The 11,799-nt window shown below is 57.6% G+C and carries 9 protein-coding genes; all 9 read right to left on the bottom strand.

What is annotated here, in order from left to right; genetic code table 11:
• Positions 1–57: 57 nt before the first annotated feature.
• The 9 genes from SGJ19_22395 to SGJ19_22355 all read right to left on the bottom strand — a co-directional run bounded on the left by SGJ19_22395 (position 58) and on the right by SGJ19_22355 (position 11,314).
• Positions 58–1,236, bottom strand: coding sequence for a methyltransferase domain-containing protein (locus SGJ19_22395; protein ID MDZ4783005.1), 1,179 nt, complete (start codon positions 1,234–1,236; stop codon positions 58–60).
• Positions 1,237–1,387: 151 nt separating this feature from the next.
• The gene (locus SGJ19_22390; GenBank protein ID MDZ4783004.1) at positions 1,388–2,455 is read right to left on the bottom strand and encodes an NAD(P)H-dependent oxidoreductase; all 1,068 of its coding nucleotides are present in this window, start codon (positions 2,453–2,455) and stop codon (positions 1,388–1,390) included.
• The gene (locus SGJ19_22385; protein ID MDZ4783003.1) at positions 2,452–3,288 is read right to left on the bottom strand and encodes an alpha/beta hydrolase; all 837 of its coding nucleotides are present in this window, start codon (positions 3,286–3,288) and stop codon (positions 2,452–2,454) included. The genes SGJ19_22390 and SGJ19_22385 overlap by 4 nt, the downstream gene beginning before the upstream one ends.
• Positions 3,285–4,190 (bottom strand): halocarboxylic acid dehydrogenase DehI family protein, encoded by a 906-nt coding sequence (locus tag SGJ19_22380; protein ID MDZ4783002.1) that lies wholly within the window; start codon positions 4,188–4,190, stop codon positions 3,285–3,287. The genes SGJ19_22385 and SGJ19_22380 overlap by 4 nt, the downstream gene beginning before the upstream one ends.
• A gap of 37 nt (positions 4,191–4,227) precedes the next feature.
• The gene (locus SGJ19_22375; protein MDZ4783001.1) at positions 4,228–5,100 is read right to left on the bottom strand and encodes a sterol desaturase family protein; all 873 of its coding nucleotides are present in this window, start codon (positions 5,098–5,100) and stop codon (positions 4,228–4,230) included.
• Between the two features lie 312 nt (positions 5,101–5,412).
• Positions 5,413–6,969, bottom strand: a complete 1,557-nt coding sequence (locus SGJ19_22370) for a mercuric reductase (GenBank protein MDZ4783000.1) — start codon at positions 6,967–6,969, stop codon at positions 5,413–5,415.
• Positions 6,970–6,988: 19 nt separating this feature from the next.
• The gene (locus tag SGJ19_22365; protein MDZ4782999.1) at positions 6,989–8,647 is read right to left on the bottom strand and encodes a VTT domain-containing protein; all 1,659 of its coding nucleotides are present in this window, start codon (positions 8,645–8,647) and stop codon (positions 6,989–6,991) included.
• A gap of 91 nt (positions 8,648–8,738) precedes the next feature.
• The gene (locus SGJ19_22360; GenBank protein MDZ4782998.1) at positions 8,739–10,547 is read right to left on the bottom strand and encodes a glycosyltransferase 87 family protein; all 1,809 of its coding nucleotides are present in this window, start codon (positions 10,545–10,547) and stop codon (positions 8,739–8,741) included.
• Positions 10,535–11,314 carry a glycosyltransferase family 2 protein gene (locus SGJ19_22355; GenBank protein ID MDZ4782997.1) on the bottom strand — a complete coding sequence of 260 codons (780 nt, stop codon included), beginning with the start codon at positions 11,312–11,314 and terminating at the stop codon, positions 10,535–10,537. Before SGJ19_22355 ends, SGJ19_22360 begins: the two co-directional genes overlap by 13 nt.
• Positions 11,315–11,799 lie beyond the last annotated feature (485 nt).

Genomic DNA, 11,799 nt, shown 5'->3' with positions numbered 1-11,799 from the left:
TTCTTTCAGCGGAATTCGCCGTGAATGAAGTGATTCCGTCGCCCGCACGGCACCCCGTCAACAGCAGGGACCATCTTCACCGCAGCACGGTCCAGCCGATTCCGTCGTCTCCCGATAGGTGGTCCCCTTCGTCTCGCGCGGGTCACGCAGCTTGGAACGTCGGCAATCGAATGGCTGGGCATCAGTGAGGCAAACTGCTTCACGCGGTTCAATCGCATCGAACTGACCGGCATACGGAGCACATTGCAGTAGGTGAAACGTCTTGTCGCAGACCGCCATTCGCGCGCCACGCAGGTAAACATGTCCGTCATCGTCCTCAACCTTCTTGAATGGTCCCCGATAGACCACGGCCTGATTCCGTTCCAGGCAGGGGCCTTGTTTGCCCTTGTGGGCCACAACGGTCACGGATCGGAACTCGATCCCTTCCACCGTGCGCCAGGGGTCGCGTTGCCGCTTGACAATCTCGATACCGTGAAAGCCGGCTTCTTCAAATGCTGCCAGGAACTTGTCCTCGCGGAACGCACCTGAGATGCACCCGGACCAAAGCTCCGGCTCGCGCTGCATCGTTTCGGGAACATCTTCATCCGACACGATGTCGCTGATCGCCGCTCGGCCGCCCCGCTTCAAGACGCGAAAGATCTCCGCGAACAATTGCCGGCGGTCCTGTTGCCGAACCAGATTCAGCACGCAGTTGGAAACCACACAGTCCATCGAATCGTTGGGAATCATCGGCTGCTCGCGACGGAGCCGATCTTCCAGATTCCGCAGCACGAGCCAGCTCGCCGGGTCATGCACGGGGTGCTGCTCAAGGTCGCGCCCCAGCAGATCGAGGTCGAGTTGTAGATCCTGAATCAGTCCATAGCGGAAATCGACGTTGCTGAACCCCAACCGATCCGCCACCTGCTGCTGGTACTTGCGCGCCAATCCGAGCATTTCGCGATTGCAATCAACACCGATCACCCTCCCGCGTTTACCGACCACCTGAGCGAGGATGTAACACAACTTGCCGCCCCCCGAACCAAGGTCGAGAACCGTCTCTCCCTCGTTCGCGAAGGGAGTCGGGTCGCCACAACCGTAATCGCGTTCCACGATCTCCTGGGGAACCACCGACAGAAAGTCCGCGGCGTATTCAATCGGGCAGCAAAGTGATTCTTCGCGCTGCTGGGCTGCGGCGGAATATCGCTGATAAACAGCTTCCTCAGGGGCCGTTGTCTCCGTGACTTCGCGCTGGGGCATCTCGTCGTCCTTTTCTAATCGAACGTGGACTGCACTCGCCTTTCAGTAGGCCGCACCTTACGGCCGTTTCGGACTTCCGTCTGTGAAACGGGGCACATTCGCCGAATTCCCTACCCACCGCCGCTCATGATCGCAATCAATCTCTTGCGAATTACTCCCGTAGCTTCTCTCCCTCGCCAAGTTCAGGGCGCAATGTTACGTCTCGATTGAGGCCTAACTCCTGTTGCTTCGCAGGGGACGATCCGCTCGGCGGAAAACCTGCACGCATTCGCAGTTCACGCCATTTCAGCTTTAGGTCGGCCCAGCGATGGCCTGGCGCCTGGTATCCGTAGGCTCGGTAACGCCCTGGCTCAACCTTGTCCTTATTCCGCACAAAGAGGGTGAAACGCGACACCCAGCCATCGAATTCCGCCAGCACCCGGTCTTCGGCCGCCAGATGTTCCGCCTGATTGTCGCTGTATTTCTTGCCACGGCCAAATTCCTCGTAGTGCCAAAGGTTTTCCGGCACCTCGACGCCGCCGTAGCGGCATTGCCACACAAGCGGAGCATAAGCGTGGCGCATATCCTCAAACGGTTCTTCGTCTGGATCGAAGTATTCTGGATGGCGTAGGATCTTAGGCCGTCCTGTTGATTCCAGCTCGTCGCCTCCACCATCGCCATAGCAGAAAAACGCCGCGGTACGTCCCTCTAAATGATTGAGGCTCAACTCGTGCCACTCGGGAGAATGTTCTAATTCGCGAGCTTTTTCTGGATCTTTGTGATCGATCAGATCCTCTTGAGGATTTCCGCCGTTCATGCACACCAAGCGATCAAACATGAGTTTCAGATTGCTGGTGGGTGCGTACCAGTTGACCGGACCGATGATCGCCCAAGCATCCGCGAGATCGAGCCGCGCGTACAGATCTAAATCCCACATCAAGTCGGGTTCGTCCTTATGGTTCGACTCGTAGCAGTTGCAGGGCCAGCAGCACAGAGCTATCGACGTAGAGACGCAGGCGTTGCAACTCTGGATTCGGGCGCGCCCGTAGACATTGCCCAGATCTTCCAGGTCGATCTCCCAGTCCGGCGGCAGACCATCGGCCATGCGCAGCATCAGCATTCGCGATTTTGAATCAACGCCAGGGCAGTTGTACTGCCGCCGATCCGACCCTGAAAGTATCAATACTCGGAAGGGGCGCTCGGAAGGAGGCAACCTACCGTTATCGTCATTCGGCTTCATGGCAGATCGCTTCCAAGAAAAGACACGAGCTGTGCAACAACTTGATCGGGTTGGTCGAACATGACGAAATGACGTGCATCGTTAATGCGAACAAACTGCGAACGAGGGATGTCCCTGGCTAATCGTTGCCCATACTTTACAGCCTGAAACGTGTCGTCCTCGCCCCAAAGCACGAGAGTCGGCAAATCGAGGAGAAGTAGCTGATCGCTAATTTCTGTCGTTAAGTTGGTGTTGAGTGCTGCGGCATTGCGGATCAGCGACAGCTTTCCAACCTCCGTCCGATAGGGGGCAAGCAGGCCATCGAGCACGTCCTCCTGTGGCGACCGCGCAAAGCCCTGCTTAAGCGCAGCGCGCAGCAAACTAAGAGCGGCGGAAGCGGAGAGCTTGCGATTCGCATCTGGATGGCCGAATTGCAACATGAGTTCAATGGGCCAAGAGTCGTAACAGACGGTATTCAACACGCAAAGCCGGTCGACCCGGTTTGGGAATAGCGTGGCCAAACGTAACGCCACTCCGCCTCCGATGTCATGGCCGACAATCGCAGCCGTCTCAATTCCGAGCTTACCCATCCAGGCATCAATCACCTCAGCTTGACGCGAAATTGATCTATCGAATGAATCGCGCTTGTCGGAGTAGCCGAAACCGAGCATGTCCGGGATGAGAACTCGATGCGTTTCCGCAAGAACTGGCGACACGCCGTGCCACAGGTATCCCCAGGTGGGAATACCATGCACGAGCACGACCGGTTTGCCATTTCCATGATCTACATAGCTTAAGAAATGCTCGTGCAGTTCCACGACCCGTTGCAGTTGCTGGAAGTCGCGCCAATTCATACGGCACCACCTTTGTGAACATGGCGGTCGGGAGCGGGGAATGGAGAGCTCGCAAGGTCTTCGCCGGCTTGGAAGTCGTGCTCCAGTAATGCAATGTTTAAAATGAGGTTTGGCAGCAAGCTTTCAAAATGGTCGGTCATTGTGACTATCTCGTCCGTGTCCTCACCTAATTCCTGGATGCGATCTCTGCTCAGCGAGATTGAAAGCGGAAGCGCACGCGCCGCAGCGCGCGCCAGCTCGAGCAGTTGGATACTCGCCTGAGCGTAATGGTCCTGCTGGATAACAGGTTTCAGCTTGTGCCAGGCACCCGCAAGATAGTTGGGCCAAAGCGCCAGCGTTCGATAATCGCTGTTGATCGATTTCAGGGAAAGCGTCCGCTTGATGTCGGTATACAGCTTATTGAGATTATCCTCGTGCGGCTTCTCCGATTCCATCTCCAGGGCATACATCTGATGCGGCGCACCCAGTTCGACGAGTTTCACGGGGCGCTTTGCGTCCCCCGACCCGGTCGACTCGCCGGCAAGCGCCAAGCGAACTGCAGAAGTAAATACCAGTAGCTTCGGATTGATGTATCGATAAAGCCTCAAAGCGGCGCGGATCTGAAATGCCTGGCTTTCTCCGAGTCGAATCGCGTTCGCACCTTGGAGAGGGCCGAGGGCATGGGCCGCGTTGGCAGCTTCGATGCGTAAGCAGTCAGCGGCCGTCTCGAAGTCGCGGGTCTCTGCGTTTGGACGAAGAGCGTCCCACATTACAGGAAAGAACTTCTTGTAACCGGCCCAATCGCGAAAGTTCAAATTGACGCCCGTCACACGGAGCACCTGCTTGATTTCATGGTAGACGCGTTCGACTTCCCCGTCGGCCTCATGCTCCGCGACAGGCGTCGGCTTTCCCAGTCCAAACATTGATGATCCTTTTGAAGGGCACGTATTACTCACGCCGTTACCTAAGAAGACGCTCCCTAGAAACGTCTGTCGGCAGTCGTATGGAGGCGCGACCATCAAGCAAATGTTGCTCGGTGCGTTGGCTGGCGAACGGCATGGCAAGTACCTGCGGCAGCGTCACATCATTTGGATTCTGGTAGGCAGGCACGCCAATGGTGATATCATCCTGGGGCACATTGAGCCGCAATGTTCCATGCAGCCAGTCCCACAGTGTCAGCCCGCTGGACAAGTTAGAATTCTGTTCATCCGAAATAATTGAATGATGAATTCCATGCATCCGCGGCGTCACAATCACGAAGCAAAGCCAGCGCTCAATTCCCAGGGGGAGGCGCACGTTGGAGTGCTGGAACATTACTTCCAGGAGTGTGGCTGTTTGCCAAACGGAAAGAGCCAGAGGCGAGACGCCAATCAGTAGAATCTGACCCACGCGCCAGGGGACGGAAGCGATGAGCTCTGAGAAGTGAAAGCGAATGGCCGTAGAGGCGTCGAGATCCAAATCCACATGATGTGGCTGGTGGCAGCGCCACAGAAACGGTACTTTGTGAAGCAGAATATGCCACAAGTACAGGGTGTAATCGAGCAACACAACGGCCAGTCCCACTTCCATCCAGAGCGGAAGTGACAAATACTTCATAACGCCACACTTGCGAGATTCGACCCAGGTACTGAGCGGGATTGTGACCGGCATTTCGGTGACCTGAATCAGCGCTCCACCGAGTGCCGCGAGGGCCAGATTTCGTGCGCTTCGGCGGACCTTGGATTCCACACTTTTTCGTAGCGGCCAGTGCCTCTCTAATACGAGCAGGGTGGTAAACGAAATTCCCAAGATTGCGCCGACGAGCCAGCCTGGCAGTCGCTGATTGCTATTCATTTCCGCGCTCCTCGGTCTGAAGTTAAGCCGGCTTGATTCTCCTTGAGCCCCGGCCTGATCCGTGAATCGGCAGCAGTAACAACCCGCGAGAATCCAGCTACTCGCAAAGGCCCGCCCTAACGCAAATCTCATGCCTCGTAATTGGCGAATCATGGGCTCGCGGTCTCAGGGGCCACAAAGTCGAGTGGTTCCTCGCTGGGCGGTAGGAACGGGACACATAGGAGTGACCAACCGCCGCTCCGCTGACCACCACGATACTTCGGGTCCCCACAGTAGTTGTTTCGCCGCAGTGGGCGGAAGTCGCATCGGGATTCAACGCGTCCACGTTAGCCATTTCTTGAATAGCGATTTAACAAACGGTGTCAGCCGCGCGCGGTTAAACTGGTCGCCGAGCTTGCGGATCGCCTCGGCTTGAGTCGGATACGGATGAATCGTGCTGCCGATCTTCTTCAGTCCCAGGCCGTGCGTCATCGCCAGCGTAATCTCGGAGATCAAGTCTCCCGCATGGCGCGCGACAATTGTCGCGCCCAGGATCCTGTCGGTCCCTTTCTTGACGTGAACTTTAACAAACCCGTTGTCTTCCCCATCCAGAACTGCCCGGTCGACCTCGTGGAACTCTTGGATGAACGTCTCGACTTCGATCCCCTTTTCTTTGGCTTGGCTTTCGTAAAGCCCCACGTGGGCGATCTCAGGCGTCGTGTAAGTACACCAGGGAATCACCAGCGACGATGATTTCTTTCGGCCCCAGAAGAGCGAGTTCTGAATCACGATGCGAGCCATGAAGTCGGCGGTGTGCGTGAACTGATACGGCGAACAGACATCCCCCGCTGCGTAAATCATGGGGTTTGTCGTCTGCATGCGTTCATTCACGGTCACTCCCTTTTTGGCGTGCTCCACGCCAACCGCTTGCAGATTCAGATCCTCGATGTTGGGTGCTCGGCCGACCGAAACCAACAGTTTGTCGATCGGTTCGTCATATCCAGTGCCGTGCGAATCGACCGTGAGCCGGATTCCACCATCGTTCTTGATCGCCAGGTTCTTGCCACAGCACAGTAGCTTCACGCCATCGCGCGACATGGCCTGTTGCACAATTTCGGCCGCATCACGGTCCTCGCGTGGCAGAATGCCGTGTTCCGCCTCGACCAGGAACACCTCAGAGCCAAACTGAGCGAACGCTTGAGCCATCTCGCAACCGATCGGTCCAGCGCCAATCACGCCAAGTCGTCGGGGAAGCTCAGTCAGCGAGAACAATGTTTCGTTCGTCAGATAGTCCACAGAGTTCAAGCCAGGTACCGGCGGGGCTGCGGCCCGCGCGCCGGTTGCGATCACGGCACGCTTGAAGTTGAGCTTCGTGCCGTCCACATCGACCGTGTTTGAATCCACGAACTTTGCCTGCCCAAAATAGACATCCACCCCGAGGTCGCGGAACCGCTGGGCGGAATCATTGGGACTGATGCGGGCGCGCAGCCGTCGCATACGTTCCATTGCCGCAGCGAAGTTGACTGTGACACCTTCCGGAACGTCCACACCAAACTCACGCGCATGGCGCACGGTGGCTGCGATGCGGGCCGCGCTGATGACACCCTTGGAAGGCACGCAGCCGACATTCAAGCAGTCGCCGCCCATCAGGCTGCGTTCGATCAACGCCACTTTGGCCCCCAAGCCGGCGGCTCCGGCTGCCGTCACCAGGCCGGCCGTTCCCGCTCCAATCACGACCAGATTGTATCGCCCGTCCGGTTTCGAGTTCACCCAGTCCAAGGGATGAACATTGCGAACCAGCTCCTGATTGAACTCGTCCGCCGGACTGGTTTGCGGAACCCCCTCGATTATCGGCTGATCCGCGAGAATCGTGCGCTCTTGATGAATCATCGAGTCCTCATTTTTATGGTCAACGAGCCTGTTTGTGTTTCAGGCTGTTCAATTTCCAGTCGTACGGCAGCCATTCAACCGTCGGCGACGAGCCGCGTTCGAGAGCTTGTTGCAGTTCCGGCGAGTAACGTGCGGCGAAAGTCGCCGCTCTGCCGGCGACCTGTGCGAAGTCGTCGCCATACCAGTCGTAGAGTTTCGTGAGGTGGAGCAGATTGGATTGCGCGTCGAACTGAAACCATGTCGCTTGATGATGAACGTACTCGGACTGCTCGTTCAGTTGCTGGCTCAGTCGAGACGGAATATAGGCTTCGTTGCGCAGCGGCGGGCAACCGACGGCGGCACAAACCAAGGCAAAATGCACGCGCGGTTCGATAAACTTCGGCCGAATCTGCTCGTGTTCGATCTGGTTCAGGCTCCACACATGCCCGCCGACGTTCCAGCGGACCGCGTCCCAGCGGTCGGAGGCGGGAATGTCCATGATGGACTCGATCGGCAAATGTTCGACGATCAGCTTCAGCGTGAAGGCATTGTAGGCGTTAATCAGCAAGACGAGCTTGTCGTTGCGTCCCATCGCGTCGAAGGGCGCGGCGGCAACCGCGTCGAGGTATTCGTCCAGCTTGGCTTCGTCTGTTTTCAGACCGTCGTAATCGACCCAACCATCCGCATCCACGCGCTGATGAAGCAACGTGTCGAACGCCGACTGATCGAATGACGGCCCCGCTGGGGCATCGGCGTACGCCTCTTTCATTTCCACGCGAGGCGGTCCAAACAAGCCGCCCAACCAGCGCTCAATCGTTTCCGCGGAATAGTACGCGTAGCACGCCGCGCCGACCATGACCACCGACACGGCGGCCAGAATGATGGTGCTTCGCAAGCGTGCGGTGTCTCGTCCTTTCCGAGTGGGCTCGTCTTCGACGATCGCCGATGATTCGCCGTCCTCGGAAACGTCCTCCATTTGCTCGTTCAGCTTGCTGCGGGCCAACCGAGTGATGTAAACGGTGACGATGACCGTTGCCAGCAACCCGACGCCCAACATCGCCCACTCCGCGGGGGTCCGCGCCCGCTTGGCCCCGACTGCCGCGCCCGTAATGTGTCCGAGATAGACGTAAAGAAACGTGCCTGGCAGCATGGCTAGCCAGCTCGTGACGACGTACGGCCAGAAGCGAATCGACGTCAGGCCGTGCAGATAGTTCTGCACATTGAAGGGGATCGCCGGCGAAAGTCGGAGCAAGGCCACAATCTTCCAACCTCCTTCGGCGATCGCCCGGTCAATGGCGCCGAAGCTGCGGTTGCGGTCAGCCATTGCGGCGATCTTATTGCGAGCCCCATAACGGGCGATCAGAAAGGCGAGCGACGCCCCCAGTGTCGACCCAATGGATACCGTGATCGTTCCGGTAATCAATCCGAACATTGCGCCGGCAGCCAGTGTCAGAATCGTTCCCGGCACGAATAACACCGTGGCCACGACGTATAAGAGTACCAAGACCACCGGCCCCCAGATTCCCAGTTCGACGATCCAGCCTTTCATCGCCTCGATTGCCTGCCCAGTGGGTAACAAGCGAACGATCATCAACAGGGCAGCTAAAATCAACAAGATCGACAGCCAGCGAACGACCGTAACAATCCGCTTACGGCGGACGGTATTGATGGACAATTGATCCGCTGCTTCCGATGCCATGACGTTTCTCTCGATGTTCGTGCGCGTTGCCGGTCGACTTCGAGACCCAGGCGGCTCGCAAAGCGGGTACAAGCCGTAACCATTGAAAGACTCATTTTACGCCGTCCTTGAAATTGTATCTGTAAAATGGGGCACACTTCCCACGTTTCCAGGACTCAACCACAAGCCATCCCGTCCAAAGTCCGTGCTCTAGCGGCACAACCACGAAATGGAAGAAGTGCTCGCCGCGATAGCCTGTTCCGAATAGAAGAGTGTCGGCGAAGTGATAGGCCAGCCAGAACCGCAGGTAATAGAGCATGAGCAGCCCAGAGACGGCGTACCAAGCGCGGCCACGAGCGAACGGCAGCAGCGGCAATACCCACGTCCAATACCACGGATTCATCGTTGGTGAGAGTGCCCAGAACCAGGCCAGCGTGAGAAAACCTGCCTCCAGCCAGCGTTCCGGCTCATCGCTGCGTTGGGCCTGCCATACAAGCCACAACGCGACGAGGACAAACACGCCAAGTGTTGCTCCCCGCGCGAGCAGGAAGGCCATGTTCGCTGGAGTTTCATCGAGCCTGGAAGCCAGAGGTGCGACAACCGCTTGGCGCCATCGGTCTGGTGCGACTGAAAACCAGGGCGACTGTTCCGATGTAGCATGGTCGCTGTCCAACGGCGTCGGTCGGAGGTTTTCAACCACGACCATAAAGATCAAGTCGTTTATTTCCCAACGCCGGAAGAACATTGCCAATCCGCTTCTTGGACGCTCCGGCTTCGCTGCCTCAATCCCAGTTAGTGTCGATTGCGGTGGACTCGATTTCGGTGAAGGGGTCTCGCGACCAGGCATTGCCGGACTGACAGACCACACCGTTGCAACCGGTTGTGTCAGCAGCATCGGAGCGAGTAGCAATCCCGAGGTCAATATTCCCAACATGCCATACCATGTCGCGGCTCGCCAGGAGACTCTCTTCAACGTGACGAAAGCTAAGACCGGAAGCAAAACTATCGGATACAACTTGGCGGCAGTGCCGAGTCCCAACAGTAAACCAGCCACACCCAGCCAAGTAGTGGAACGCAAAGTTCCTTTCGCCAACATCCCGTGCGTCCAGCAAGCCAACGACGCCGTGGTCAGGCAGACGGCAATGGCATCCAGATGCCCGCTATTGGCGAATTCCTTCAACACAAGCGGCGACCATGCGTAGACGATGCTCCATCCCAAATGACGCCCGGTGAGCCGCAGGAGAAGCAGCACGAACACAATCGTCGCGATGTCGAACAGAAGGAGCGTCGCCTTCATCAGCACGACGCGATGAGAGACCGTTGCAGAAGCGGGACAGATCCAGGATGCGGTTACGAAGACCGCTTGACTGACAGGCGGATAGACCGTCGTGAGGTCGCCGTAATGAATGCGGCCTAACACTTCTGCCAAAGGCGCGGAACGATCACGCAAGGCGACGAGTCGCCTCAAATCAGACGGCAGAGGCCGACTCGGATCGGCACGCAGTACCTGTTCGGGACTGTAGCGAAAAGGGTTAACGCCTTCGGCAGATGCAGCTCCATCCCAAAGATAACGGTAGATGTCGATTTCCTGGATCGGCTCCGAGAACAGCATGATTCCGCGAAACACTGCCGCTGCGCACAGCACCATCACCACGATCTGCCGCTGGTTTCCGATCCGCAGGGCGATCTTCAGACTGAGAAGGTGCAGTCCAAAGCAGGCGGTGAGCAGACCAAGCACCGCTGGGATTGGCCGTTGGCCAAAAGGTTCTTCGTACCCGAATCGTCTGCTCAACGCCGTGACGATGAAGTAGAGGACCGCTTGAGCGATCACCAGCAGCAGAAGGACTGCTGCCTGTCGGGTCAATCGCGAGGACTGCTTCGCGGGTATGAGGCTACCAGCTTCGCTGGTTACTTCGTCCACAGTGTCTGCCACCGATAACGAGCAATGGTGAACAGTATCTTGTATCCGGCCTTAATCGTACCGCTGACCGTGCCGCTGATCTTGCTTACGCCGATCCGCCTTCGGTATCGCACCGGAATCTCTTGAGTGCGTAGCTTGGCAACCGCAGCCTTGATCTGCATCTCGACCGTCCAGCCGAAGTTTGTGTCTTGCATTCCAAGTTGTTGCAGCGCCGAGTAAGTGATGGCCCGGAACGGTCCGAGATCGGTGTGTCGCACGCCCCAAAACAACCACATCAGAAAGCACGCCAGTTTGTTGCCGTAGATGCTTTGCGGCGGCATCGCGCCGGTTTCACGCTGGCCCAAGAGTCGCGAACCAATCGTAAAATCGATGTCGCCCGCCAGTATTGGCTCAATCAGTTGCGGTAATTCCTCAGGGTGATCGCTGTAATCCGCATCCAAGAAGACGACGATTGCCGGTGGGGGCTCGCCGCTTCCGACCAGCCATTCGATGCGTGCGAGTCCCGCCAGGCAGGCCGACCCATAACCGCGTCGCTCCTCTCGGACAACATCCGCACCTCCGCATCGGGCCGCGTCTGCTGTTCCATCCGTCGATCCATTGTCAACGACGATCACCCGTCCAACTGCCGGTAGATCGTTCAGCACATGGGGGATAGACGCTTGCTCATTCTTGGCTGGGATGATGACCCATACACCACAGAGCTTGCGCTCGGTCCCAGGCGAAAGTCCGTTTATGACGCGATGGGTGTCAATTCGAGTACCGATCATGGTCGGGCATCCGACGTTGGTGAAACGTACACCTGATGACCCAGGTTGCCGCTCTGAGGCAGCAAAGGCTTGTCGGCTCCCGGGAATCCGATCATGCGACCAAACACCCAGCCGACCGGCTCCGTCTGCTCGCCTGGGAACGAGACGTGTTCCTTTGTCGGTGATTTGGGTGCGTGCCTCACGGCAGTCCGCGTGGTCACAGCGCCGATCAGGATACCCAGGGAGACAACTACGCCTCCGATCAATAACCACTTGGTCTTCATGCATGTCCCTCCAGACTCGCTTCAGCGAACTAACGAGAGCCGGACCCCTGATACGAAGGTTCTGATCGCATTCCCGAACCGGTTGGTGGGGCGTAACTCGGGGTGGGCGAGTAGCTCGGCTCTGCGGCTCTCGCACCTTCGTAGCTTGGTGAATACGCCGGCGTGCGATAGTTGGGTGCCCGGCAACTGCCTCCCGGACATCCGCCGTCGCTTTTGCAGCCG

The organism is Planctomycetia bacterium, from assembly GCA_034440135.1.
In the GTDB taxonomy this organism is placed as follows: domain Bacteria; phylum Planctomycetota; class Planctomycetia; order Pirellulales; family JALHLM01; genus JALHLM01.
The sequence above is the reverse complement of the archived record's forward strand: the minus strand, read 5'-3'. Positions and strand labels throughout refer to the sequence as shown.

What these genes read in the sequence shown, in the direction of transcription:
- SGJ19_22395 (MDZ4783005.1), bottom strand. Translation starts at nt 1,236, where the DNA reads ATGCCCCAGCGCGAAGTCACGGAGACAACGGCCCCTGAGGAAGCTGTT.
- SGJ19_22390 (MDZ4783004.1), bottom strand. Translation starts at nt 2,455, where the DNA reads ATGAAGCCGAATGACGATAACGGTAGGTTGCCTCCTTCCGAGCGCCCC.
- SGJ19_22385 (MDZ4783003.1), bottom strand. Translation starts at nt 3,288, where the DNA reads ATGAATTGGCGCGACTTCCAGCAACTGCAACGGGTCGTGGAACTGCAC.
- SGJ19_22380 (MDZ4783002.1), bottom strand. Translation starts at nt 4,190, where the DNA reads ATGTTTGGACTGGGAAAGCCGACGCCTGTCGCGGAGCATGAGGCCGAC.
- SGJ19_22375 (MDZ4783001.1), bottom strand. Translation starts at nt 5,100, where the DNA reads ATGAATAGCAATCAGCGACTGCCAGGCTGGCTCGTCGGCGCAATCTTG.
- SGJ19_22370 (MDZ4783000.1), bottom strand. Translation starts at nt 6,969, where the DNA reads ATGATTCATCAAGAGCGCACGATTCTCGCGGATCAGCCGATAATCGAG.
- SGJ19_22365 (MDZ4782999.1), bottom strand. Translation starts at nt 8,647, where the DNA reads ATGGCATCGGAAGCAGCGGATCAATTGTCCATCAATACCGTCCGCCGT.
- SGJ19_22355 (MDZ4782997.1), bottom strand. Translation starts at nt 11,314, where the DNA reads ATGATCGGTACTCGAATTGACACCCATCGCGTCATAAACGGACTTTCG.